This is a genomic window from Nonomuraea sp. NPDC049504 (genome assembly GCF_040676845.1).
GTDB lineage: Bacteria > Actinomycetota > Actinomycetes > Streptosporangiales > Streptosporangiaceae > Nonomuraea > Nonomuraea salmonea.
This window is the reverse complement of sequence record NZ_JBFAPT010000043.1, coordinates 39,888-64,404: the sequence shown is the minus strand read 5'-3', so window position 1 is coordinate 64,404 and position 24,517 is coordinate 39,888. Positions and strand designations below refer to the sequence as shown.

Annotated in this window: 26 protein-coding genes; 3 read left to right on the top strand and 23 right to left on the bottom strand. The window is 70.3% G+C overall.

Annotation, left to right across the window (positions count from 1 at the left end; translation table 11 throughout):
* The 10 genes from AB0K28_RS47210 to AB0K28_RS47165 all read right to left on the bottom strand — a co-directional run.
* Window positions 1-334 (bottom strand): NADH-quinone oxidoreductase subunit H (locus AB0K28_RS47210; protein ID WP_364383953.1); only part of this gene is annotated, 334 nt, incomplete at its 3' end.
* Window positions 331-2,718, bottom strand: a complete 2,388-nt coding sequence (locus tag AB0K28_RS47205) for an NADH-quinone oxidoreductase subunit G (RefSeq protein WP_345394361.1) — start codon at window positions 2,716-2,718, stop codon at window positions 331-333. The genes AB0K28_RS47210 and AB0K28_RS47205, both read right to left, overlap by 4 nt.
* A complete protein-coding gene (nuoF, locus tag AB0K28_RS47200; protein WP_345394358.1) occupies window positions 2,715-4,004 on the bottom strand; it encodes an NADH-quinone oxidoreductase subunit NuoF in 1,290 nt (429 codons plus the stop codon). The genes AB0K28_RS47205 and nuoF overlap by 4 nt, the downstream gene beginning before the upstream one ends.
* Window positions 4,001-4,657, bottom strand: a complete 657-nt coding sequence (nuoE, locus tag AB0K28_RS47195; RefSeq protein WP_345394355.1) for an NADH-quinone oxidoreductase subunit NuoE — start codon at window positions 4,655-4,657, stop codon at window positions 4,001-4,003. Before nuoE ends, nuoF begins: the two co-directional genes overlap by 4 nt.
* Window positions 4,654-5,979 (bottom strand): NADH-quinone oxidoreductase subunit D, encoded by a 1,326-nt coding sequence (locus tag AB0K28_RS47190; RefSeq protein ID WP_345394352.1) that lies wholly within the window; start codon window positions 5,977-5,979, stop codon window positions 4,654-4,656. The genes nuoE and AB0K28_RS47190 overlap by 4 nt, the downstream gene beginning before the upstream one ends.
* On the bottom strand, window positions 5,976-6,581 hold the full coding sequence (locus tag AB0K28_RS47185) for an NADH-quinone oxidoreductase subunit C (protein ID WP_364383956.1): 606 nt from the start codon (window positions 6,579-6,581) through the stop codon (window positions 5,976-5,978). Before AB0K28_RS47185 ends, AB0K28_RS47190 begins: the two co-directional genes overlap by 4 nt.
* Before the next feature lie 86 nt (window positions 6,582-6,667).
* On the bottom strand, window positions 6,668-7,219 hold the full coding sequence (locus tag AB0K28_RS47180; protein ID WP_080043645.1) for an NADH-quinone oxidoreductase subunit B: 552 nt from the start codon (window positions 7,217-7,219) through the stop codon (window positions 6,668-6,670).
* Window positions 7,220-7,221: 2 nt separating this feature from the next.
* Entirely contained in the window at window positions 7,222-7,617 is a 396-nt protein-coding gene (locus tag AB0K28_RS47175; RefSeq protein WP_355415532.1) for an NADH-quinone oxidoreductase subunit A, read from the bottom strand.
* Between the two features lie 64 nt (window positions 7,618-7,681).
* Complete coding sequence (locus AB0K28_RS47170) at window positions 7,682-8,914, bottom strand: geranylgeranyl reductase family protein (RefSeq protein ID WP_364383946.1); 1,233 nt, start codon at window positions 8,912-8,914, stop codon at window positions 7,682-7,684.
* A gap of 513 nt (window positions 8,915-9,427) precedes the next feature.
* Window positions 9,428-10,144, bottom strand: a complete 717-nt coding sequence (locus AB0K28_RS47165) for a demethylmenaquinone methyltransferase (protein ID WP_345394349.1) — start codon at window positions 10,142-10,144, stop codon at window positions 9,428-9,430.
* 77 nt (window positions 10,145-10,221) lie between these two features.
* On the opposite strand from AB0K28_RS47165, the gene AB0K28_RS47160 reads away from it, so the two are divergent.
* Complete coding sequence (locus tag AB0K28_RS47160; RefSeq protein ID WP_364383942.1) at window positions 10,222-11,427, top strand: hypothetical protein; 1,206 nt, start codon at window positions 10,222-10,224, stop codon at window positions 11,425-11,427.
* On the opposite strand, the gene AB0K28_RS47155 is transcribed toward AB0K28_RS47160, so the two are convergent.
* Window positions 11,424-11,642: a DUF4229 domain-containing protein gene (locus AB0K28_RS47155; protein WP_345394343.1), complete on the bottom strand. Its 219-nt coding sequence runs from the start codon at window positions 11,640-11,642 to the stop codon at window positions 11,424-11,426. The two genes, AB0K28_RS47160 and AB0K28_RS47155, sit on opposite strands and share 4 nt — an antisense overlap.
* 257 nt (window positions 11,643-11,899) lie before the next feature.
* Here AB0K28_RS47155 and AB0K28_RS47150 point away from each other — a divergent pair, with 257 nt between their 5' ends.
* Entirely contained in the window at window positions 11,900-12,121 is a 222-nt protein-coding gene (locus AB0K28_RS47150; RefSeq protein ID WP_026214226.1) for a BldC family transcriptional regulator, read from the top strand.
* Between the two features lie 201 nt (window positions 12,122-12,322).
* Here AB0K28_RS47150 and AB0K28_RS47145 read toward each other — a convergent pair whose 3' ends face one another.
* Both AB0K28_RS47145 and AB0K28_RS47140 read right to left on the bottom strand, forming a co-directional pair.
* Window positions 12,323-12,565, bottom strand: a complete 243-nt coding sequence (locus tag AB0K28_RS47145; protein WP_364383939.1) for a hypothetical protein — start codon at window positions 12,563-12,565, stop codon at window positions 12,323-12,325.
* A 10-nt stretch (window positions 12,566-12,575) separates the two neighbouring features.
* Window positions 12,576-13,595 carry a hypothetical protein gene (locus tag AB0K28_RS47140; RefSeq protein ID WP_364383936.1) on the bottom strand — a complete coding sequence of 340 codons (1,020 nt, stop codon included), beginning with the start codon at window positions 13,593-13,595 and terminating at the stop codon, window positions 12,576-12,578.
* A 142-nt stretch (window positions 13,596-13,737) separates the two neighbouring features.
* Between AB0K28_RS47140 and AB0K28_RS47135 the strand changes: the two genes are divergently transcribed.
* Complete coding sequence (locus tag AB0K28_RS47135) at window positions 13,738-14,031, top strand: PLD nuclease N-terminal domain-containing protein (protein ID WP_345394334.1); 294 nt, start codon at window positions 13,738-13,740, stop codon at window positions 14,029-14,031.
* A 29-nt stretch (window positions 14,032-14,060) separates the two neighbouring features.
* Here the strand turns inward: AB0K28_RS47135 and ccsB are convergent, their stop codons facing one another.
* From ccsB to AB0K28_RS47085, 10 genes are all read right to left on the bottom strand, one after another.
* Window positions 14,061-15,077: a c-type cytochrome biogenesis protein CcsB gene (gene ccsB, locus AB0K28_RS47130; protein ID WP_364383933.1), complete on the bottom strand. Its 1,017-nt coding sequence runs from the start codon at window positions 15,075-15,077 to the stop codon at window positions 14,061-14,063.
* Entirely contained in the window at window positions 15,067-16,626 is a 1,560-nt protein-coding gene (locus AB0K28_RS47125) for a cytochrome c biogenesis protein ResB (RefSeq protein WP_364383930.1), read from the bottom strand. The genes ccsB and AB0K28_RS47125 overlap by 11 nt, the downstream gene beginning before the upstream one ends.
* Entirely contained in the window at window positions 16,626-17,348 is a 723-nt protein-coding gene (locus AB0K28_RS47120; protein ID WP_355415516.1) for a cytochrome c biogenesis protein CcdA, read from the bottom strand. Before AB0K28_RS47120 ends, AB0K28_RS47125 begins: the two co-directional genes overlap by 1 nt.
* Window positions 17,341-17,907, bottom strand: coding sequence for a TlpA disulfide reductase family protein (locus AB0K28_RS47115; protein ID WP_345394325.1), 567 nt, complete (start codon window positions 17,905-17,907; stop codon window positions 17,341-17,343). Before AB0K28_RS47115 ends, AB0K28_RS47120 begins: the two co-directional genes overlap by 8 nt.
* 71 nt (window positions 17,908-17,978) lie before the next feature.
* On the bottom strand, window positions 17,979-18,617 hold the full coding sequence (locus AB0K28_RS47110; protein ID WP_345394322.1) for a histidine phosphatase family protein: 639 nt from the start codon (window positions 18,615-18,617) through the stop codon (window positions 17,979-17,981).
* Window positions 18,618-18,686: 69 nt separating this feature from the next.
* A complete protein-coding gene (locus AB0K28_RS47105; RefSeq protein ID WP_364383925.1) occupies window positions 18,687-19,607 on the bottom strand; it encodes a LysR family transcriptional regulator in 921 nt (306 codons plus the stop codon).
* Window positions 19,608-19,848: 241 nt separating this feature from the next.
* Entirely contained in the window at window positions 19,849-21,138 is a 1,290-nt protein-coding gene (gene hemL / locus AB0K28_RS47100; RefSeq protein ID WP_364383922.1) for a glutamate-1-semialdehyde 2,1-aminomutase, read from the bottom strand.
* Window positions 21,139-21,189: 51 nt separating this feature from the next.
* Entirely contained in the window at window positions 21,190-21,819 is a 630-nt protein-coding gene (locus AB0K28_RS47095) for a bifunctional DNA primase/polymerase (RefSeq protein WP_364383919.1), read from the bottom strand.
* Between the two features lie 180 nt (window positions 21,820-21,999).
* Window positions 22,000-22,983, bottom strand: coding sequence for a porphobilinogen synthase (hemB, locus tag AB0K28_RS47090; RefSeq protein ID WP_364383916.1), 984 nt, complete (start codon window positions 22,981-22,983; stop codon window positions 22,000-22,002).
* Window positions 22,980-24,485, bottom strand: a complete 1,506-nt coding sequence (locus AB0K28_RS47085; protein WP_364383913.1) for a bifunctional uroporphyrinogen-III C-methyltransferase/uroporphyrinogen-III synthase — start codon at window positions 24,483-24,485, stop codon at window positions 22,980-22,982. The genes hemB and AB0K28_RS47085 overlap by 4 nt, the downstream gene beginning before the upstream one ends.
* Between the last annotated feature and the right edge of the window lie 32 nt (window positions 24,486-24,517).

The following is a 24,517-nucleotide window of genomic DNA, read 5'->3' as shown; positions in this document are numbered from 1 at the left end:
CGAACGGCACGATCGAGAAGGCCAGGAACGCCGGCACGACCATGATGACCGGCGCCAGCAGGTAGAGCACCTTGTCCACGGTCCGCGGGAAGATGTCCTCCTTCAGGCCCATCTTCAGACCGTCGGCCACGGACTGCAGCAGACCGAACTTGCCGGCCCGGTTGGGGCCGTAGCGGTGCTGCATCCGCGAGATCAGCTTGCGCTCGAACCAGACGCCGAACAGGATGCCCAGCATCAGGAAAGCGAACAGCATCACGGCCTTGATGATCGTGATCCACAGAGGGTCCTTGCCGAAGTCGGCGAGGGTGGGATCGGCCGCGAGAACGTGGATCATGAGGCGCTCCCGATGGTGACGATGTCGCCGGCCACCGCGCGCAGGTCACGCGTGACCGAGCAGCCGCCGGAGTTCGCCGGCACCCAGACCACGCGGTCGGGCAGGTCGGCGATGCGCACCGGCAGGGTCACGGAGCCGTTGTCGGCGTCGCCGACGACGAGCTTGTCGCCGTCCGCGACGCCGAGCTCGGCGGCCGTGGGGCCCGAGACCAGTGCTTCGGCGGTGCGGGCGGTGCCCGCGAGGTACGGCTCGCCGTCCTGCAGCCTGCCCTCGTCGAGCAGCAGGTGCCAGGTGGCCAGCAGGGCCTGGCCCTGCTCCGGCACCTCCTGCGGACGGGTCAGGGCGCTGGGCGGGCTGACCCGGCTGCCGCGCCAGGAGCCGAGCCCGGACAGCTCGCGCCGGACGGCCTTGGCGTCGGGCAGACCCAGGTGCACGTCCATCCGGTCGGCGAGGTTGCCGATGACGGCCATGTCGGACTGCAGGCCCGGCACCTTGAGCGGCGCGTCGAACGAGCGGCCCCTGCCCTCCCAGTTGACGAACGTGCCGCCCTTCTCCTGGACGGAGGCTACGGGCAGGACCACGTCCGCGCGGTCGGTGACGGCGCTGGCGCGGATCTCCAGGCTGACGATGAACGGCGTGCGCTCGAGAGCATCGAGCGCCGCTGCCGGGTCGGGCAGGTCGTAGGGGTCGACACCGGCCACGACCAGCGCGTCGAGCTCACCGTCGCGGGCGGCGGCGAGGATGCCGGAGGTGTCGCGGCCGGGCGTGGCGGGCAGCGAGGCCACGTTCCAGGCCCGGGCGACCTCGGCCCTGGCGGTCTCGTCGTCCACCGGGCGGCCGATCGGCAGCAGGTTGGGCAGCGCACCGGCCTCGACCGCGCCGCGCTCGCCGGCCCTGCGCGGGATCCAGGCGATGCGGGCGTCGGAGGCGGCGGCGAGCCGGACCAGCGCGGACAGCGCGCCGGGCACGGTGGCCAGGCGCTCACCGGCCAGCACGATCGTGCCCTCGGCGAGGGTGCCGACCAGGTCGCCGATCGCGTCGGCCTCGGCGCCCGGCGCGGTGCGGATGAGCGTGCCGCCCATCTTCGCCAGGCCGGGAGAGGCGAACGGCGCGATCGAGGAGACCTTGAGCCCCTTCTTCATCCACGCCTTGCGCAGGCGCAGGAAGACGATCGGCGACTCCTCCTCGGGCTCGAACCCGACGAGCAGCACGTGGGGCGCGTTCTCGAGGTCGGCGTAGCTGATCTCGATGCCCCTGCCGGCCACCGCGTGGGCGAGGAACTGCGCCTCCTCGGCCGAGTGCGGCCTGGCGCGGAAGTCCACGTCGTTGGAGGCGAGCGCGACCCGGGCGAACTTCGCGTACGCGTAGGCGTCCTCGACCGTGACCCGGCCGCCGACCAGCACGCCGGCCTTGCCACGGGCGGCGGCGAGCCCCCGGGCGGCGACTTCGAGCGCCTCAGGCCACGAGGTGGGCACCAGCACGCCCTCCTCGTTGCGGACCAGCGGCTGCTTGAGCCGGTCGGGCTGCTGCGCGTAGGTGAACGCCCAGCGGCCCTTGTCGCAGTTCCACTCCTCGTTGACCTGCGGGTCGTTGCCCGCCAGGCGGCGGGTCACCCGGCCGCGCCGGTGGTCGGTGCGCAGGCTGCAGCCGGAGGCGCAGTGCTCGCACGCGCTCGGCGTGGACACCAGGTCGAACGGGCGGGCCCTGAACCGGTAGGCGGCGCCGGTGAGCGCGCCGACCGGGCAGATCTGCACGGTGTTGCCCGAGAAGTAGGAGTTGAACGGCTGGCCGTCGGCCACCCGCACCTGCTCCTTGGCCCCGCGCTCGAAGAACTCGATGAGCGGGTCACCGGCGATCTGGTCGGAGAAGCGGATGCAGCGCGCGCACTGCACGCAGCGCTCGCGGTCGAGCAGCACCTGCGTGGACAGCGCCAGCGGCTTGGGGAAGGTCCGCTTCTGCTCCTGGAAGCGCGACTCGCCCTGCCCGTTGGACATGGCCTGGTTCTGCAGGGGGCATTCGCCGCCCTTGTCGCAGACCGGGCAGTCGAGCGGGTGGTTCATCAGCAGCAGCTCCATCGCCGCGCGCTGCGCCTTCTCGGCGACCGGCGAGGTGAGCTGGGTCTGCACCACCATGCCCTCGGCGACCTCGATCGCGCACGACGGCTGCGGCTTGGGGAAGCCGCGGCCGTTGCCCGCGTCGGGGATGTCGACCAGGCACTGACGGCAGTTGGCCGCCGGGTCGAGCAGCGGGTGGTCGCAGAACCTGGGGATCTGGATGCCCAGCAGCTCGGCGGCCCTGATGATCAACGTGCCCTTGGGAACACTGACCTGGAACCCGTCGATCGTCAGGGTCACCAGGTTCGTCTGGGTCTCTACGACTGTCACTGCTCACCCCAGAGAGTGGACTTCTTCGGGTCGAACGGGCAGCCGCCGATCTCGAAGTGCTTGAGGTACTCATCGCGGAAGTACTTCACCGAGGAGTGGATCGGGCTGGTCGCGCCATCGCCGAGCGCGCAGAACGAGCGGCCCAGGATGTTGTCGGCGATGTCGGTGATCGTGGCCAGGTCGTCCTCGGTGCCCTGGCCCGCCTCCAGGCGCTTGAGCACCTGCTTGAGCCAGTACGTGCCCTCGCGGCACGGCGTGCACTTGCCGCACGACTCGTGGGCGTAGAACTCGGTCCAGCGCAGCACCGTGCGGACCACGCAGGTGGTGTCGTCGAAGATCTGCAGGGCCCGGGTGCCGAGCATCGAGCCCTTGGCTCCGACCCCCTCGAAGTCGAGCGGCACGTCGAGGTGCTCGTCGGTGAAGATCGGCGTGGACGAGCCGCCCGGGGTCCAGAACTTGATCTGGTGCCCCTCGCGGACGCCGCCCGCCATGTCGAGCAGCTCGCGCAGCGTGATGCCGAGCGGCGCCTCGTACTGGCCCGGCCTGGTGACGTGGCCGCTCAGCGAGAAGATGCCGAAGCCCTTGGACTTCTCGGTGCCCATGCCGGCGAACCAGTCGGCGCCGTTCGCGATGATCGAGGGAACACTCGCGATCGACTCGACGTTGTTCACCACAGTCGGCGAGGCGTAGAGGCCCGCCACGGCGGGGAACGGGGGCTTGAGCCGGGGTTGACCTCTGTAGCCTTCGAGCGAGTCCAGCAGCGCCGTCTCCTCGCCACAGATGTAGGCGCCCGCGCCGCTGTGCACGACCAGCTCCAGGTCATAGCCGGAGCCGAAGATGTCGGTGCCGAGGAAGCCCTTCTCGTACGCCTCCCGCACGGCCGCGTGCAGCCGCCTGATCACGTGCAGCACCTCACCGCGCACGTAGATGAAGGCGTGGTTGGCGCGGATCGCGTAGGAGGTGATGATGATGCCCTCGACCAGCGCGTGCGGGTTGGCCATCATCAGCGGGATGTCCTTGCAGGTGCCCGGCTCCGACTCGTCGGCGTTGACGACGAGATAGTGCGGCTTGCCGTCGCCCTGCGGGATGAAGCCCCACTTCATGCCGGTGGGGAAGCCCGCGCCGCCGCGGCCGCGCAGACCGGAGTCCTTGACGGCCTGGATGACGGCGTCGGGGTCCATGCCGAGCGCCTTCTTCGCCGCCTCGTACTCACCGTAGACGTCGAGGGTGAAGGAGTTGGGCTGGTCCCAATTGGCGGTCAGGACCGGTGTCAAAGTCGTCGTCATGCTTCGGGGGCCTTCCATCCCTTGGCCTTGGCCACCTTCAGGCCCTCGAGCGAGGGTCCCGCGGCCGACGGGCCGTCGCCCGCGAGGTCGTCGGGCAGCCCGGCGAGCACCCGCGAGGCCTCCTTGAAGGTGCACAGCCGCTTGGGGCCGCGCGTGGGCCGCACGTCCTTGCCGTCGCGCAGGTCGTCGACGAGCTGCTTGGCCGACTCGGGCGTCTGGTTGTCGAAGAACTCCCAGTTGACCATCATGACCGGCGCGAAGTCGCAGGCCGCGTTGCACTCGAGGCGCTCCAGCGAGATCTTCCCGTCGGGAGTCGCCTCGTCGTGACCGACGCCGACGTGCTCCGACAGCTGCTCCCAGATCTCGTCGCCGCCCATCACCGCGCACAGCGCGTTGATGCACACGCCGACGTGATAGTCGCCGGCCGGCTTGCGCTTGTACATCGTGTAGAAGGTCGCGACGCCGGTGACCTCGGCCTTGCTGATGCCGAGCATCTCGGCACAGAACTCCTGCCCGTCGTCGGAGACGTAGCCGTCTTCGGACTGCACGAGGTGGAGCAGCGGCAGCAGGGCGGAGCGGGTCTTGGGGTAGCGCCCGATGATCTCCTTGGCGTCCCGCTCCAGACGCTCACGGACTTCCGGTGAATAAGTCACCGGTCCACACCTCCCATGACGGGGTCGATAGAAGCGACCGCGGCGATCACGTCCGCGACCTGGCCGCCCTCCGCCATGGCGGGGAAGCTCTGCAGGTTGCAGAAGGACGGCTCGCGGAAGTGCACGCGGTAGGGCCTGGTGCCGCCGTCGCTGACCACGTGCGCGCCGAGCTCGCCCTTGGGCGACTCGATGCTGGCGTACGCCTGCCCGGCCGGCACCCTGAAGCCCTCGGTCACCAGCTTGAAGTGGTGGATGAGGGCCTCCATCGAGGTGCCCATGATGTGGGCGATGTGGTCGGGCGAGTTGCCGAACCCGTCGGGGCCGAGCGCCAGCTGCGCGGGCCAGCCGATCTTCTTGTCCTCGATCATCACCGGGTCGCCCTTGAGCGGCCCCGCGATGCGATCCAGAGCCTGCTCGACGATCTTGAGCGACTCCTCCATCTCCTTCATGCGGACGAGGTAGCGCGAGTAGACGTCGCAGCCGCGCTCGGTGGCGACGTCGAACTCGTAGGTCTCGTAACCGCAGTAGGGCTGCGACTTGCGCAGGTCCCACGGCAGGCCGGCGGCCCGCAGGATCGGGCCGGTGACGCCGAGCGCCATGCAGCCGGTCAGGTCGAGGTAGGCGACGTCCTGGGTGCGGCGCACGTAGACCGGGTTCTCGTCGAGGAGCTTGCGGATGTCCTTGATCCGCTTGGGCATCTCCTTGAGGAACTCGCCGACCTTGTCGACCGCGCCGGCCGGCAGGTCGACGCTCACGCCGCCCGGCCTGATGTAGGCGTGGTTCATGCGCAGGCCGGTGATGTACTCGAACAGGTCCATGATCATTTCACGATCGCGGTACCCGAAGAGGAACGGCGTCGTCGCGCCCAGCTCCATGCCGAACGTGCCCATCGCCACCAGGTGCGAGGCGATGCGGTTGAGCTCCATCATCATCACGCGGATCGCCTGCGCCCTGTCGGGGATGCGGTCCTCGATGCCGAGCAGCTTCTCCACGCCGAGGCAGTAGGCGGTCTCGTTGAAGATCGGCGAGAGATAGTCCATGCGGGTCACGAACGTGGTCCCCTGGGTCCACGTCCGGTATTCCATGTTCTTCTCGATGCCGGTGTGCAGGTAGCCGATGACGCCGCGGGCCTCGGTCACCGTCTCGCCGTCGAGCGTCAGCACCAGCCGCAGCACGCCGTGCGTGGACGGATGCTGCGGGCCCATGTTGACGACCAGGCGCTCTTCTTCCGACTCGCGCACGCCGGAGACGACCTGGTCCCAGTCGGCCCCGTTGACCGAATAGACCTTGCCCTCGGTCGCCTCGTCATAAGCGGTGCTCATGAGTAGCTCCTCCTCTGGTCGGGCGACGGGATGGTGGCGCCGCGGTATTCGACCGGGATGCCGCCGAGCGGGTAGTCCTTCCGCTGGGGGTGACCGTCCCAGTCGTCCGGCATCATGATCCGGGTGAGCCCGGGGTGACCGTCGAAGACGATGCCGAAGAAGTCGTACGTCTCGCGCTCATGCCAGTCGTGACCAGGGTAAACGCTGACCGTCGATGGGATGTGCGGGTCGCTGTCGGGGCAGCTGGCCTCCACCCGCACCCGCCGGTTGTGGGTGATCGAGCACAGGTGGATGACCGAGTGCAGCTCCTCGCCCTCAAGGTGCGGGTAGTGCACGCCCGACACGCCGAGCGAGAGCTCGAAACGCAGGGCGGGGTCGTCGCGCAGCTTCTGGCAGACCTCGACCAGCCGCTCCCGCTTGACGTGCAGGGTCAGCTCGCCGCGGTCGACGACCACGCGCTCGATGGCGTCGTCGAGTGCCAGCGCGTCGACGACCTCGTCGAAGTAGCTCCCGTACGGGCGCGGCGTCGAGATCTGCGGCGGCCGGCGGACGACGAGGCCGCCGTAGCCGGAGGTGTCACCCGAGTCCTGGGCGCCGAACATGCCCCGACGGGCGACCGGCGCCTCCTGCGCCGCCGGCGTCTCGGGGACCTGTGCGTCCGGGACCTCGGGGAGGTTGTCGGGCGAGGTCACTTCGAGGCTCCCTGGTCGATCAGCGGCAGCGTGCGCAGCGCCTGCAGCTCGAGCTCCTCGATCTGCTTGGCGCGGTGAGCGCCGAACTTCATGTTCTGGATCTTGTCGTGCAGCTTGACGATGGCGTCGATGAGCATCTCGGGCCGCGGCGGGCAGCCGGGCAGGTAGATGTCGACGGGCACGACGTGGTCGACGCCCTGCACGATGGCGTAGTTGTTGAACATGCCGCCGCTGGAGGCGCACACGCCCATGGAGATGACCCACTTCGGCTCGGCCATCTGGTCGTAGATCTGGCGCAGCACGGGCGCCATCTTCTGCGACACGCGGCCGGCCACGATCATGAGGTCGGCCTGGCGGGGAGACGCCGAAGCGCGCTCCATACCGAAGCGCGCCAGGTCGTAGTGGGGGCCACCGGTGGCCATCAGCTCGATGGCGCAACAGGCGAGACCGAACGTGGCCGGCCATACGGAGTTCTTGCGCGCCCATCCGGCGGCCGCTTCGACCGTGCTGAGGATGAACCCGCTGGGGAGTTTCTCTTCAAGTCCCATTTTCAGTCCCAGTCCAGACCCTTGCGGCGCCACACGTACGCGTAGGCGACGAGCACGGTGACGATGAACAGCAGCATCTCGACGAGCGCGAACAGGCCGAGTCCCGAGGTGGCCACGCGGCCGAGGTCGTCCGTCTGCGGAGCGAACGAGACGGCCCACGGGTATAGGAAGATGATCTCGATGTCGAAGACGATGAAGAGCATCGCCGTGACCATGTACTTGAGCGGGAACCGCCCGCCGCCGACCGGCTGGGGCGTCGGCTCGATGCCGCATTCGTAGGCGTCGAGCTTGGCGCGGTTCCAGCGCTTGGGACCGGTGAAGGGAGCGATGGCGACCGAGAAGATCGCGAAGCCCCCCGCGATTACGGCGAGCACCAGGATGGGCACGTAAAGGTCCATCGCTACGCCTCCTCTGGAGTCGCCGCGCGCGCGGGCGCGCAGCGGGATCTGGTGATTCTGAGATTCATGCTGGTGGCGCGACCTTCGAGAGTGCGTTGATGATCATGTCCGACGCATCGCCTCGCCGGTCGGTGAGATTACCAAGGAGTTTGAGCGCGAAGCGCATCAGCCTCGGGTGAGGCAGCCCGTGCCTGGTGCCGAAGCTCATCACACCGGGCTTGCCGATGGCTTCGACGAACCATCTGCCGAGCGTGAAGTAACCCCCGTAGGCGTCCTTCAGCACCCGAGGATAGGTCCGCAGGGTCCGCTCCCGCTGGGCGGGGGTGGTCTCCCTGAGGGCCTTCGCGATGATCTCGGCGGCGATCTCGCCGGTCTCCATGGCGTAGGCGATGCCCTCGCCGTTGAACGGGTTGATCGACCCGCCCGAGTCTCCCACGAGCATCAGGCCGCGGGTGTAGTGGGGCTGGCGGTTGAACGCCATCGGGAGCGCGGCGCCGCGGATCGGGCCCGTCATGTTCTCCTCGGTGAAGCCCCACTCCTGCGGCATCGACCGGCACCAGCGGCGCAGCAGGTCGCGGTAGTCGATGTTCTTGAACTGGGCGCTGGTGTTGAGCAGCCCGAGCCCGACGTTGGAGGTGCCGTCGCCGACGCCGAACACCCAGCCGTAGCCGGGCAGCAGCGTGTCGCCGTCCCAGAGCTCGAGCCAGGTCTCGAGGTAGTCGTCGTCGTGGCGGGGGCTCTCGAAGTAGGTGCGCACGGCCACGCCCATAGGGCGGTCCTCGCGCTTGTGCAGGCCCATGCCGAGGGCCAGCCGGGTGCTGTTGCCGTCGGCGGCGACGACCACCGGGCTGCGGAACTCCCGGCCGTCCTTGGTGGTGACGCCGACGATGTGGCCGCTGCGGTCGTCGAGGACCGGGCCTGTGACGGTGACGCCCTCCATCAGGCGTACGCCGTTCTTGACCGCGTTGGCGGCGACGATCTGGTCGAAGTCCTGCCGGGTGCGGACGAGCCCGAAGTCGGGGAAGCGCTCGAGCTGCGGCCAGTCGAGCTCGAAGCGCAGGCCGCCGCCGACGACGCGCAGGCCCTTGTTCCTGATCCAGCCGGGCGCGTCGATGTCGACGCCCATGTTCTGGAGCTGCTTGACGGCGCGCGGGGTCAGGCCGTCGCCGCAGACCTTCTCGCGGGGGAACCTGGTCTTCTCCAGGAGCAGCACGTCGAGGCCGGCCTGCGCGAGGTACCAGGCGGTGGCGGAGCCGGCGGGGCCGGCGCCGACGACGATGACATCGGCATCGCTCATGATCGCGCCCGCTTCACCGCTCGATGATTACGCGCACTCGCGGCGAGCTCCTGCGCTCGGTGGGTGGCTGTTGGCACGGTCACTGGACTGTCCTGTCCCTACACACGCTCGAAGGCCGTGGGGTGGCGCGCCTTCGTTCCTTTGTGAACCCCTTCACAAGCTTACCGGCCCGCAGTCTACTGCTTTTCGTGTACATAGTGGCAGTCGGGGGGCTGTTCTGTGATCGAAGGGGACGCGTGTCGCCTGGGGCAGCGCAGTCATGATCGTCACGCTAGCAGTCAAGCCCCCGGCGGCCTCGGGGCGGCCCTTGAGCGATGCCGTCCTGAGACTCTCACGCAGCGCCCGCCACTCCTGGGGGGCCGAAATCTCATTCCATAATCGCGCCGGAAATGCCGCTGGGCCGCACCCCCGCTCATCCACGGGTACGGCCCAAGCGAGCAAAACGGCCGGGACGGAAATGAGGTTTTCGCCGGACGCGAGCCGATGGCGAAAATGATTGCCGCGACAGGCGAGTCAGGCGGGCTTGAATCCCCGGTGCATCGCCACGATGCCCATGGAGAGGTTGCGCCAGGCCACCCGCTCCCAGCCGGCGTCCTGGATCACGCCGGCCAGCGTGCGCTGGTCGGGCCAGTCGCGGATCGACTCGGCGAGGTATTCGTAGGAGTCGTCGTTGGAGCCGAAGACCTTGGCCACCTTGGGCAGCAGCCGCATCAGGTATTCGCGGTAGACCAGGTCGAAGCCGCTCACCGTGACGTGGGAGAACTCCAGGATCACCAGCCGGCCGCCCGGCCTGGTCACCCGCAGCATCTCGCGCAGCGCCCGCCCGGTGTCGTGCACGTTGCGCAGCGCCACCGAGATCGTCACCGCGTCGAAGGCGTCGTCGGCGAAGGGAAGCCGCAGCGCGTCGCCCGCGATGAACGGCACCCCCGGGCCCGACAGCGCGTTGCCGCCGTGCCGCCGCACGCCGGTGCTCAGCATGCCGAGCGAGAAGTCGGAGGCGATCGCCCGCGCGCCCAGCGTGGTGAACGCGTCGGTCGACGTGCCCGTGCCGGCGCCGAGGTCGAGGACCAGCTCACCGGGGCCGGCGTCGACCGCGGCGGCCACCGCCTTGCGCCATGCCCTGACCTGCCCCAGGGAGATCACGTCATTCACCAGGTCATAACGCCGGGCGGTGCGATCGAACATCGCGGCGACCTCGTCCGGCCTCTTGTCCAACTGAGCGCGCGTCATGCCCACACCCTATGGCCATCAGGATATTCAACGGAAAGTAGCAACTTGATTACCGTACGTCTGCTAGATATTGGCGAATGTTTGCCCGTGTCGCCCTTGCGGCGATCATCACCTCGTCCCCCGTCGCGCACGCGCGCGTCGTGTCGGCCGACCCGATCGACACCACTCCTCATGTGCTCGACGGCATCGTCAACGCGATCACGGTCGTGGGGCGCACCGTCGTGGTCGGCGGCTCGTTCAGCGAAGTGAGCGACGCCGGCCGCAGCACGGTGCTCCCGCGCGACAACCTGTTCGCGTACGACCTGCACACCGGCCGGATCCTGCGGGACTTCGCGCCCAGCGTGGCGGGCCCCGTGTACGGCCTCGCGCCCGGCGACGGCGGCACCGTCTACGTCGGCGGCGAGTTCCACGGCGTCGACCACCAGCGCGCCCGTGGCCTGGCGAAGCTGCGGGTCGCCGACGGCGCCCTGGTGCCCGGCTTCGAGCCGCGCATCGGCGGCGGCATGGTGAGCACGCTGGCCAGGCAGGGCTCCCAGCTCTATGTGGGCGGCGACTTCGTCAGCCCGCGCACCGCCCTGGCCAGGCTCGACGCCGCCACCGGCGCGGCCGACCCGGGCTTCGCGATCACGCCGGACAACCCGCTGACGGCGCGGGTGAAGGTGCACGCGCTGGCCGTCACCCGCGACAGGCTGCTGGTGGACGGCACGTTCACCACGCTCGACGGCCATGCGCGGCCCCAGGTCGGGCTGATCGACATCAGCCGCCCCGCCGCCCGGGTCGCCGCCTGGCGCACCGACACGTACGCGCGCCGCTGCGCCACCGCCTTTCCCTCGTATGTACGGGGTCTCGACTTCTCCCCCGACGGCCGCTATTTCGTGATCGTCACCACAGGCGGGCCAAAGGGCGGGATATGTGACACAGCAGCGCGCTTCGAGACGTACGCGAAGGGCTCGGCCGTCAAGCCCACCTGGGTCAACGCCACGGGCGGCGATTCGCTGTACTCGGTCGCGGTGACCGGCGCCGCCGTCTATGTGGGCGGGCACCAGCGCTGGCTGGACAATCCGCGGGGCCGCGACTCGGCCGGCCCTGGAGCGGTGTCACGACCGGGGATCGGGGCCATTCATCCGCGTACCGGAAAGGCCCTGAGTTGGAATCCGACGCGGGAGCGCGGCATCGGTGTGAAGGCGTTTTACGCCCACAGCACCGGACTACTTGTGGGTAGCGACACAACGAGACTCGGACGGGAGTACCATGCCCGGATTGGCATGTTCCCCCAGCCCTAGTCGTCCTGCGGCTTCGGGTGGTCGATCTTCGCGCTCAGGCGTTCGCTCATGGCATCGCGCTGCTTCGACAGCAGCACGTAGCTCGCTATGCCGCTGATCACGAATGAGGCGATGATCAGCGCGAGCGGGTTTGTCAGGCCGAGCAGCCAGAGCACAAGCAAGGTCACGGCAAACAGGCCGATCCGCGACGCGGTGTAAACGAGAACGGGATGCACGGCTTCGAGGTTACTCGGACCTGTGCGGCGCTCGCTCTTCGCACGGGACGCGAGCACTGCTACTGTTCCCAGTTAGGGAGTTTCGTAAAGAAACACCCACGAGAGCCCCAAAGAGGCTCTATCATATAACAATCGGGCAGTCAGCTGATAACAACCCGTGATCTTTGTAGAAAACCACGGATAAATCAGGCTTCGCTCGACACACTGGTTACCTGTCCGCCCGCTGGCAGGAAGCGGGATGCGAGGGGGAGAGATTGGTGGAGAGTAGCAGCGAGCGTCTGCTGACCCCAGGAGAGGTTGCCGCCCTCTTCCGGGTAGACCCAAAGACGGTTACACGCTGGGCAGCGGCAGGCCGCATCAGCAGTATCCGCACCCCCGGAGGGCACCGGCGCTTCCGCGAGTCGGAAGTCCACGCCCTTCTCCGAGGCGAGGACGTTCTCACGGCCGACAGGCCAGCAGGTGAGTCCCCGCGCGTCTGACGTTCCGTCAAGTCGGTGATCCTGCACGATGGACCGCTACACAAGTGGTCCATCCCGCCAGGATCACCGCTGGCGGAGCCCACTGTTCGCGTGCTTTCCTGCCGACACTTCCGTTTGGGGAAGCACTGGGGCGGCGCCAACCGCTGACCGTGGCTGGCGCCTGTCCGTACCCCCCGCGGGCGCCCCTTCGCCGCGGTGTGCTCAGGCGTCCTCCTGCCGCGCCTTGAAAGCCAGGAACTCGCGCTCCAGGTCGTCGTTCTCCTCCTCCCAGCGCCGGCGGCGCAGCTCCGCCTCCTCCTCGGTCAGCGACTCCGGCAGCCACTGCTCGTAGCCGGGATCACCGGGCTGAACCTCCACGTACGCGTTGCCGATCAGACGCCCGTCAGGACTGGTCAGGCTCTGCGGTACGCGCAACGTCCCGTCCGCGAGCCGGATGACGTACATCGCCGATCACCTAGATTCCGTAGCGCCGGTTGAAGAACAGCATGATGTCGAGCGCCATCCGCGTGTCGCCACCGAGCATGTCCACGAGGGCGGGACGCTGGCGGGAGGCGATGGCGGCGAAGGCGTCGGCGAAGAACTCCTTGCGGCCGAGCCCGCCTCCCTGCCGGTGGAAGGTCGAGGTCAGCAGCGGCGACGCGGCCTCGTAGAGCCGGACGAACTCCGCCGAGTCGGAGACCCATTCGCCGTACGCGGAGTCCACGTCGTCGATCGCGTGGCCCACCTCGTGCATCATCACATCGGGAGTGGGCGAGGGCCGGTCACCGACGACGATCTTCTTGTCGCCGTACGCGCCCGCACAGATGTCCCAGGTCGCGCGCCCCGACGGCAGCGGGGCCCCGCGTAAGTAGCCCATGTCGTCGAGGTCGGGGACGCCGCCCGGCCCGACGTAGATGCCCTCCAGGCCCTCGGCGAGCAGCTCCTTGAGCCGGTCGGGCAGTCTGGCCAGGCTCTCGACCGCGCGGATCACCTCGGCCGGTGGCGGGCCGTACCTGGAGTCCCACTGGCGGTGCAGGATCTTCTCCAGCGCGCCGCAGTGCCGCAGGCCGTCGCCCAGCGAGGGCTGGTCGGGGCGGTTGGGGCGGGCTCTGAGCGGCTGGTCGGGCAGCTCGAAGTCGTACCAGGTGTAGCGGGGGCGGTCGACGACGACGGCCGCGGGCAGCCGCTCGCCGTGTTCGCGTACCGCGAAGGCGTCCCAGGAGGCCGTGCCGTGCGGGGCGTCGGCGCCCGGCCAGGACTGCCGCTCGGATCTCAGCTCGCCGCCACGGGCCTCGCGGCCGCGCTCGGCACCCTTCAGCTCCTTGCGCCGCGCGCGCCTGTCCTGGGCCCGCTCGCGGGCGTTACGCCAGATCGACCGGTCGGCGTCGGGAGGCGCCTCGCTGCGCCGGGAGAACAGATAGGACCCGCGCCGCCACCAACGTCCGCGCCGATGCCGGCCTCGGTCGCCGGGACTCTTGTCGTGAGAAAAGGCCATCGCACCTCTCATCAACGCCCCTCGGAGCCCCGTGGACACCGCCGCATCGGCTTCCACGGTACGACGCGGATCTTCCGCTAGTCACCCGAAATGGGACATCAGGCAGCACGATCACGTCTCAACATGGCTTACAGTTCGGGGCATGGCAGGTGTTGTTATCGGCCTGGCGCTGCTGGCCTTCTGGCTCTTCTCACTGTTCGACGTCGTCACCACGCCGGAAGACGAGGTCAGGAACGTACCAAAAGCACTCTGGATCCTCGTCGTGGTGCTCATCCCGCTGCTCGGCGGGCTGGTGTGGATGGCGCGCGGCCGTCCGCGCGCGCCGCGCGCGGCCCGTCCCGTCACCCCCGGCCCGGGCGCGCCGAAGGGGCCCGACGACGACCCCGAGTTCCTGCGCGACCTCGAACGGCGGATGCGCGGCGACGACGTGGCCTGATCGGCGAGCCCCTCTGCTCAGGCTCGGGGTCAGTCCACGTCGGCGTAGCTGTGCAGCCCGTCGATGAAGATGTTGACCCCGATCAGGTTGAACAGCAGGCAGCCGAACGCCACGAGCTGCACGATCATCGCTGCCCTGCCCCGCCAGCCGGCCGTCGCCTTGGCATGCAGGTAGGCGGCGTAGGCCACCCACGTGATGAACGACCAGACCTCCTTGGGGTCCCAGCCCCAATAGCGGCCCCACGCCCGGTCCGCCCACAGGGCGCCCGCGATGACGGCGAACGTCCACACCGGGAAGGCGAAGATGATCGCCCGGTGCGCCGCCTTCTCCAGCACCTCGCGCGAGGGCAGGCGCGACACCCCGTCGCCGCGCAGCAGGTAGAGCACGCCCGAGACCCCGGCCAGCGTGAACAGGCCGCTCGCGATGATCGCGGCCGTGACGTGGATCGCGATCCAGTACGAGTCGAGCGCCGGCACCACGGGACCGGCCGCGGTGTAGAACACCTTGACCGCGAGCCCGAGCCCGAGCGCGGCGGTGACCATGACGAACGCGCCCATGAAGCGCACGTTGTGGCGGAGCTGGGTGACGAGGAACGCGGTCACGGCGGCGAAGCAGATGGCCACCACGAACTCGTACATGTTGCCCCACGGCCACCGGTCGACGGCCAGGCCGCGGGTGACGATGGCGGCGAGGTTGGCGGCCCAGCCGATCCAGGCGAGCACGAGCGCCACCGTCCCGGCACGGGCGGCGGCGGGCGAGGCCGGTACGGGTGCCGCGACGTCGGCCGTCGCGCCCGCAGCGGGCGTCTCAGCGCCGGAAACGGCCGCCTCGGCGTCGCTCCCGATGGTCTCGGAGACCGCGCCGGCGGCGCCCGCCCCCACGGCGACCGGCTGCCTGACCTCGGCCTGCCGCCGCTCGGCGGCCTTCCCGCCCCGAGCCCGGCCGAAGGCCAGCTCGATGGCGAAGCCGAGCATGGCGACGACGTAGAGCAGCACGGCTGCGACGACGAAAAGGTCGCTCAGCTCGGCGAGTTGCTCAGCGGACATCTTTCTCTCCTGCTGATAGAACCTTCACGATGTCGGCGAACTCCTCGGCGAAGCCCGCCGCGGAGCCCTCTGTGCGGGTCAGCCCGCCCACCTCGACCCGCCCCTGCGCGACGCGGACGAACACCCGGCGGCGGCGCATCATGAGCGAGAGCGCGATGGCGACCACCGCCGTGGCGGCGGCCAGCAGCGCGGGGAAGCGCCCCGGGTCGTACGCCATCTGCAGCGTGATCCACTGCTTGACGCCGGTGAACTCGATCTTGCCGAGCCCGCCGGGCAGATCGACCGACTGCCCCACGGCCAGCGGCTTGGGCGCGTCGGTGCCCATGAGCACCGGCTTGAGCTTGCGCATCACCTCGGGCTCCGCCAGCTCGTAGACCGACTGCGGCTTACCGGAGCGCAGGCCGAGGTCGCCGGAGAAGGCGCCGAGTATCTGCACCTCGGGGTTGAGCTCACCGGGGAAGGCCGAGGCGTGGGTGCCGTCGGTCAGCGGCACGCTGGTGGGCAGGAAGCGCAGCAGGAACCCCAGCTGCGACGGCTGCGCGTCGGGCGCCTTGACCACGCAGCCCGAGGTCATGGACCCCTTGTCCTCGATCAGGCAGGGCACAGGCCCCTCGAAGGCCACCTGGCCCTTGCCGTCGGTGACCCTGAAGACGGGGGCGTAGCCGTTGCCGATGAGGTAGGTCTGCGTGCCGTCGATCTCCAGCGGCTCGTTGACCTTGAGCTCGTAGTCGCGGGGCGGCGCCGCCGGCGACTCGTTGACCTTGAGGTGCGCGGAGTAGTCGAGCGCCTGGCCGCGCTTGTCGCCGGTCACCTGGTAGGCCACGTTGAAGTCGGTGAGCTGGAAGCTGAACGGCTCCAGCGACTCGGCGGAGACCCTGCTGCCGGGGATGAACCGGTCGTAGGCGGCCACGGTGTTGGCGAACCCGTCGCCCTCGACGACCAGCACGTTGCCGCGGTAGCCGTACAGGGAGCCCGCGCCGATGGCGAGCAGGATGCCGACCAGCGCGATGTGGAAGAACAGGTTGCCCGTCTCGCGCAGGTAGCCCTTCTCCGCCGACACCCAGCCGTCGCCGGTGACCACGCGGAAGCGCTGCCTGCGCAGCCGGGCCGCGGCCCGCTCGACGCCCAGGTCGCTCTCGAAGACGGCGTGATGAGGCAGGCGGGACAGGTTCTTCGGCGCGGCGGGCGGCTTGCGGCGCAGCTCGCGCAGGTAGACCGTGGTGCGCGGGATGATGCAGCCGATCAGCGAGGTGAACAGCAGCAGGTAGATGGCCGCGAACCAGGTGGAGGTGAAGACCTCGAAGAGCTGGAACCTGTCGTACCACTCGGCGAGGGCGGGGCTCTGCTCGTACAGTCTGGCGACCTTGTCGGGCTCGACGCCGCGCTGCGGCACCAGCGAGCCAGGCACCGAGCCGAGCGCGAGCAGGAAGAGCAGGATCAGCGCCGTCCGCATCGAGGTGAGCGTGCGCCACGCCCAGCGCAGCCAGGCCACCAGCCCGAACGATGCCTGCTCGGGCGCCTGCTCCTTCTCCAGCTCCTTGACGCTCATCAGATCACCGGCTCGAACGCGCCGATCAGTCCTTGCATGGCCGCGATCATCTCTCCCCAGAGCCCGGTCACGAGCAGCACGCCGACGGCCACCATCATGCCGCCGCCGACCCGGGTGATCAGGCGCGAGTGCTTGCGGATGGCGCGGAACGTGCGCAGCGCGCGGCTGTAGGCCAGCGCGGCGCCGATGAAGGGCAGGCCGAGGCCGAGCGCGTAGGCAACGGCCAGCAGCGCGCCACGCCCCGCGCTGCCCTCGTTGAGCCCGAGCGTCAGCACGACGGCCAGCGTGGGCCCTATGCACGGGGTCCAGCCCAGCCCGAACACCACGCCGAGCAGCGGCGCGCCGGCGAGCCCCGCGGCCGGCATGCGGTGGATGCGCACGTCGCGCATGAGGCCGGGCAGCAGGCCGAGGAAGGCCAGCCCGAGCACGATGGTGAGCACGCCGAGCACCCGCGTGATGATCTCGGCGTTGCCCAGCACGACCGAGCCGATGCCGCCGAACAGCGCCCCGCTGAGCACGAACACCAGCCCGAACCCGGCCACGAACAGCGCGGTGCCGAGCACCAGCCGCCCCCGCTTGGGGTCGGCGCTCATGCCCGTCACGTAGGACAGGTAGCCGGGCACCAGCGGCAGCACGCACGGCGACAGGAACGACACCACCCCCGCCAGCACCGCGATCGGCACGGCCAGCAGCAGCGAGCCAGAGGCGACGACGTCACTCATCGCGCACCTTGGTCACCGTGTTCATCAGGTCGGTGTACTTGACCGCGCCGAGCGCCCTGGCCGCGATGCGGCCCTGCTTGTCGATGACCAGCGTGGACGGGATGGCGGCGGGCGGCACGGTGCCCTGGAAGGCCAGCGCGACCTTGCCGGGCTGGTCGAAGATGTGCGGGTAGCCGGTCTGCTCGGTGCGCTCGAACGCCTTGGCGTCGGCCTGGCGGTCCTTGAAGTCGACGCCGAGGAACTGCACGCCGGAGTCCTTGGTCTTGGCCCAGACCTCCTTGAGCACGGGCGCCTCGGCCCGGCAGGGGCCACACCACGAGGCCCAGAAGTTGAGCACGACGACCTTGCCCTTGTGCGCGGCCAGGGACGCGGTGGCACCGTCGAGGGTCGGGCCTTCGACGGCCGGCGCGGGTTTGCGCTCGCCCGCCTCGAACACCTGCATCTTCCCGTCGCCCGCGACGAAACGGGTGTCGCCGGCCTGCGGCTGGCCGCCCTGGTTGCCGGCGCAGCCCGCGACCAGCGCGACCAGGAGAAGGAGGGAGATGGAGTTGGCGCGCACGGAGGAAGATCTCCTTGTACTACAACCGGTAGAGCTTGCAACTCTACCGGGGTGCCCGTGCGGCCCGGACATCAGGCCCCGGGGATCGACGGCCCCGTCTGCAGCGACCCGGCGGGCTCGCTGTAGCCGATGCTGACGAGCCGATCGCCGTCGAAGGTGAGGGTGGTGAGGCTGGCCAGCGCGCACTGGCGGCGGCGCGGGTCGTGCCAGAGCCTGCGGCCCTCGGCGGCCGAGCGGATGGCCCAGATCGGCAGCTGGTGGCTGACCAGCACCGCCTCGTGGCCCCGCGCCGCCGCCCTGGCGTCATCGATGATCGACTTCATCCGCGTGACGATGACCGGGTAGGGCTCGCCCCAGGACGGCCGCAGCGGGTTCCAGAAATAGCGGTAGTTGCGCGGGTTGCGCAGCACGCCGAGGCCCTGCCCGACCATGCGGCCCTCCAGCAGGTTGCCCGCCTCGATCAGGCGCTCGTCCTGGACGATCTCCAGGCCCAGCTTGTCCGCCAGCGGGGTCGCCGTCTCGATGGCGCGCTCCAGCGGCGAGCTGTAGAGGGCGACGATGTCGCGGCCGCCGACGGCCTTGGCGACCGTCTCGGCCATGAGCCGGCCCGTCTCCGACAGGTGGTAGCCGGGCAGCCTGCCGTAGAGGACGCCTTGGGGGTTGTGCACCTCACCGTGGCGCAGCAGGTGGACGACGGTGGTTTCAGCCATGGTGCGCCCAGCCTATCCGCTCGCCCGCGAAGCCCAGGCGAGGGCCCGCTGCGACACGGCCACGCCGGATCACTGCACGGCCCAGGCGTTCTCCTGGGTCTTGCTCGTCTCCGTCAGCGCGTCCACCATGGCCCTGATCGCGGGACGGCGGGCGGCGTCGGCGCGCCAGATCGCGTAGATGCGCCGCGACTGGCGCGGGAGCAGCGGCACCAGCCGTACGCTGTCCGGCACGCAGTCGCGCCCGAGCCTGGGCACGATCGCGCAACCGAGCCCGGCGGCCACGAGCGCGAGCTGGGTCGGGTATTCGTCGGCCCAGCACGCGATCACCGGCTCCAGCGACGCGCTGCGCAGCGTGAACACCAGCCAGTCGTGGCAGACCGTGCCCGGCGACCCGCTGATCCACTGCTCGCCGTGCAGCGCGGCCAGCTCGATCTCGCGCTCGCCGGCCAGCGGATGGCCGGCGGGCACGGCCACGTCGGCCACGTCGTCGAGCAGCGTGGCCTTGGACAGGCCGTCGGGCAGCGCCATCGGGCGGGTCAGCCAGTCCTGGACGACGCCGAGGTCCAGCTCGCCCCTCGCCACCTCGCGGGCCACCCGCTCCGGCTCGCGCTCGCTGAGCTGCACCCACAGGTCGGGATGGCGGCCCTTGAGCGAGACGAGCGCGTGGGGCATGAGGCCGCGGGAGGCGGTGGGGAAGGCGCCGACGTTGAGCCGGCCGACGACCTCGCCGCGCAGCGCCTCGAAGTCTGCCTCCGCGGTCTCGACCAGGGCGAGGATGCGCTCCGCGTGCTCGGCGAGCAGCCCCGCCGCGTCCGTGAGCCGCACGCCGCGGCCGTAGCGCTCCATGAGCCTGGCGCCGGTCTCGCGCTCCAGCTTGGCGATCTGCTGGCTGACCGCCGAGGGGGTGACCATGAGGGCGTCGGCCGCCGCTCCGACCGAACCGTAGACATGGACGGCGTGAAGGGCTTTGAGCCGGTTCAGGTCCAACATGTAAGCCACTCTAAACCGTTTAGCGTAGAAAGTCTCGCTTGTGGTTCATTGTGTAGCGGATGAAAATAGTTACATGAGAATCCTGAAGCAGAAGAAGCAGCAGACCGGCTCCGTGTCGTACCTCAAGGTGCTCGCCGAGCAGGCCCGCGACCAGCGCATCCGCTACCAGAAGCCGAGCCGCTGAGCCCGCGCGTGACGAGGGGCGGCCACCCGGACCGCCCCATCCGCTCCTACTCCCCCGTCACAGCATCGCGGCGGCCGCCTTCGCGGCCGCTGGGAGCGCCTCCGTGACGCGGCCCAGCGCCTCGTCGTCGTGGGAGGCCGACAGGAACCACGCCTCGTACGCCGAAGGCGGCAGATAGACCCCCTGGTCGAGCATGCTGTGGAAGAACGCCGTGTACGCGGCGGTGTTCTGACCCCGCGCCTCGTCGAAGTTCGTCACCTCGGCGTCGGTGAAGAAGACCGAGAACAGGCTGCCCGCCCGCTGCAGCCGGTGCGGCACCCCCGCCGCGCGCAACGCCTCAGAGGCGGCGTCGCCCACCAGAGCGGCCGCGGCGTCCAGCCGGCGGTACGCCTCGTCGTCCAGATTCCGCAGCGTGGCCAGGCCCGCGGCGCAGGCCAGCGGGTTGCCCGACAGCGTGCCCGCCTGGTAGACGGGCCCCTCGGGCGCCAGGTGGGCCATGACGTCGGCCCGGCCGCCGAACGCCGCCGCCGGCAGCCCGCCGCCCATGACCTTGCCGAAGGTCATCAGGTCGGCGTCGACCGGGTCGATGCCGTACCAGCCGGCGCGCGAGACGCGGAAGCCGGTCAGCACCTCGTCCACGATGAGCAGCGCGCCGTTGGCCGTGCACAGCTCGCGCAGGCGCGCGTTGAAGCCGTCGCGCGGCGGGACGACCCCCATGTTCGCCGGGCACGCCTCGGTGATCACACACGCGATCTCGGCCGCCGCGAACGCCGCCTCGACGGCCTCGACGTCGTTGTACGGCAGCACGATCGTGTCGGCCGCCGACGCCCCCGTGACGCCCGGCGTGTCGGGCAGCCCGAACGTCGCCACCCCCGACCCCGCCGAGGCCAGCAGCGCGTCGACGTGGCCGTGGTAGCAGCCGGCGAACTTGATCACCTTGGACCGGCCGGTGAAGCCCCTGGCCAGGCGTACGGCGCTCATCGTCGCCTCGGTGCCTGAGCTGACCAGGCGTACCTTCTCGACCGGCGCGATGCGCGCCACGATCTCCTCGGCCAGCTCGACCTCGCCCGGCGTGGCCGTGCCGTAGGAGAAGCCGCCCGCCACCGCGCCGGAGACGGCCTCGACGACGGCCGGGTGGCGGTGGCCCAGGATCATCGGCCCCCAGGAGCAGATGAGGTCGACGTAGCGGTTGCCGTCGGCGTCGGTGATGTAGGGGCCCTGCCCGGAGACCATGAAGCGCGGGGTGCCACCCACCGCTCCGAACGCGCGCACCGGGGAGTTGACGCCTCCCGGGACGACGTCGCGGGCGCGGGCGAACAGGTCTTCGGAGTTACGTGTACGGCTCACCCGACCCAGGTTAGCCGCAGGTGCGGCCGGTTCCCCGGGCGGGCACGCGGCTCAGTCGGCCAGCCACTCCAGGATGCGCAGCGGGTCGGGCAGCGGCCTGCCGTCGGGCGGGCGCAGCCAGGAGACGGCCTGCCCGCCCGGCATCGCCGAGGGCGGCGCGAGGACGTAGCTGTCGCGGCAGTGCCAGCGCAGCCCCGGCGTGTCGTCGATGGTGGCCGGGTCGCAGTCGAGGTGGCAGGACCACCACTCGTCCTCGTCCTCGGGGTTGCCGCGGGTGGCGACATAAAACAAGACCCGGTCGCCGTTGGCGGCGACCGGGCCCGGGTGTGCCCCGGCGGCGTCGATGCGGGTGAGCGCGGACAGGCCGGCGGCGAGCGGTACGTCGAAGACGTCGAACACGCGGCCCGTGGGCAGGATCACATTGGCCTCGGGCTCGGCCTGCCACCAGCGCGTGAGCTGGGCCGCGTCGGTCGTGGCCTGCATGTGCCAGGCGGGCGAGAGCGGATGGGCGCCGGGGTCGGGACAGCCGAGCCGGTCACAGGAGCACGCACGCGGCCCCTGACGCAGCGGGAAGGCGCCGGGCACCACGGGCCAGCCCAGGGCGGCGTATTCGAGCACGGTCTCGATGCGCGTCGGCCGGGACCGCTTTTTGGTACGCCGAGCCAGTGGTACCCCCACCATGGTGTCTCCCGTCGAGTCACAGCGCCTGAGGAGGTCCCGGATCCGGGTGGTAGGCGGGCCGCTGTCGGCGGCCTCCCGCAGGGCAGCAAAGGTCTTGCGCCTGCATCACACGCGGGACACACCAGCACTTTCATGCAACTCTAACCCACAGGTCCCAGCAGTTGACGGGAAACCCCTTGGTTAGAGCATGCGCGCCACTTCCGTCGCCCAGTACGTGAGGATCATGTCGGCCCCCGCGCGCTTGATCGCGACCAGCGACTCGTTGATCGTCCGCTCGCGGTCGATCCAGCCGTTGGCCGCGGCGGCCTCGATCATCGCGTATTCGCCGCTGACCTGGTAGGCGGCCACCGGCACGTCCACCTCGGCGCGGACGCGGCCGATGACGTCGAGGTAGGCCCCCGCGGGCTTGACCATGACGGCGTCGGCGCCCTCGGCCAGGTCGAGCCTGACCTCGCGCAGCGCCTCCTCCAGCGGCCCCGCGGGGTCCTGCTGGTGGGTGCTGCGGTCGCCGAACTGCGGCGCGCACTCGGCGGCGTCACGGAACGGGCCGTAGAAGGCGGAGGCGTATTTGACGGAGTAGGAGAGGATCGGCACGCCGGCGTGGCCCGCCTGGTCGAGCGCGCTCCTGATGGCGCCCACCTGGCCGTCCATCATGCCGCTCGGCGCCACCATCTGGGAGCCGGCCTCGACCTGGGCGACGGCGACGGAGGCGTACCGCTCAAGGGTGGCGTCGTTGTCGACCTCGCCCGACGGCGTGAGTATGCCGCAGTGGCCGTGGTCGGTGAACTCGTCGAGGCAGGTGTCGGCCATCACCACGAGCGCGTCGCCGACCTCCGACACCACGTCGCGCAGCGCCACCTGGAGCACGCCGTCGGGGTCGTCGGCGGCCGAGCCGCGCGCGTCCTTCACCGCAGGGATGCCGAACAGGATGACGCCGCCCACGCCGGCCTCGGCGGCCTCGCGGGCGGCCTTGCGCAGCGAGTCGCGGGTGTGCTGGAAGACGCCCGGCATCGAGGCCACCGGCTGCGGCTCCGAGATGCCCTCCTTGGCGAACATCGGCAGGATCAGCTCCGCCGGGTCGAGCCTGGTGCCCGACACCATCCGGCGCATCGCCGCGCTGTTGCGGAGCCTGCGCGGGCGGGCGACGGGGAACTGCGCGCTCATCTGGCTCTCCTCCTCGCGCCACGGCGGTTCTGTGAGGGACGGCGCGGCGTGTCGCCGGCCGCCAGCGCCGCCTGGCGCTGCTTGGCCCCGAACTCGGCCACCGCGGCGGCCAAGGCGGAGGCGGATGGCTTGTCGGCCATGACGTCGACCCGGAGCCCGAACTCCTCGGCCGTCTTGGCCGTCTGCGGCCCGATGACCGCGATCACGGTGACGTTGTGGGGCTTGCCGGCGATGCCCACGAGGTTGCGCACGGTCGAGGACGAGGTGAAGAGCACGGCGTCGAAGCCGCCGCCCTTGATGGCCTCGCGGATCGGCGCGGGCGGCGGCGCGGCGCGCACCGTGCGGTAGGCGGTGACGTCGTCGCACTCCCAGCCCAGCTCGGTGAGCCCGGCCACCAGCGTGTCGGTGGAGATGTCGGCCCTGGGCAGCAGCACCCGGTTGATCGGGTCGAGCATGGAGTCGTAGGGCGGCCACTCGGCCACCAGCCCCTCCGACGACTGCTCGCCCGACGGCAGCAGGTCGGGCTTGACCCCGAACTCGACCAGCGCCTGCGAGGTCGCCTCGCCCACCGCCGCGACCTTGAGGCCGGCGAAGGCGCGGGCGTCGAGTCCGTACTCCTCGAACTTCTCGCGCACCGCCTTGACGGCGTTGGCGCTGGTGAAGGCCACCCACTCGTAGCGGCCCGTGACCAGGCCCTTGATCGCGCGGTCCATCTGCTGCGGGGTGCGCGGCGGCTCGACCGAGATGGTCGGCACCTCCTCGGGCACCGCGCCGTAGGACACGAGCTGCTCGGACAGGCTGCGCGACTGCTCCTTCGTGCGCGGGACGAGCACCCGCCAGCCGAACAGCGGCTTGGTCTCGAACCACGACAGCTTGTCGCGCTGCGCGACGGCCTCGCCGACCACGATCAGCGCGGGCTCGGTGAACCCGGCGTGCTTGAGGTCGGCCTGCAGCTGGCCCAGCGTGGACACCACGGTGTACTGCTCGGTGGTGGTGCCGCCGCTGCTGACCGCGACGGGCGTGGTGTCGGGCTTGCCGCCGGAGATCAGCGCCTTGCCGATGGGCACCGCGTCGGCGACGCCGTTGTAGATGACCAGCGTGCCCTTGCAGCCGGCGTGCACGGACCAGTCCTGCTCCTGGGCGGCGTCGACGACCCTGAACTCGGGCACGGCGCTCGCCGGCGGGATGCCGGCGTAGGTGAGCACGGCGGTCGCGGGCGGCACGCCTGGCACGATCTCGAAGTCCACCTCCGCGGCGACACAGGCCGCGACCTCCTCGCTGATCGAGGAGAACAGCATGGGGTCGCCCGCGCACAGGCGCACCACGAGCTGGCCGCGCGCGGCGCGCTGCACGAAGTCGCCCTCGGCGACCTCGACGCCCTCGCGGCAGTGGTGCAGCAGCGGGGTCTGGGTCTCGGCGTCGAGCACCACCGCGTCGGCCTTGCCGAGCAGCTCGGCGGCGCGGAGCGTGAGCAGGTTGGGATCGCCGGGACCCGCGCCCACGAACGCGACGAAACCGGAGGTTGGACTATCGG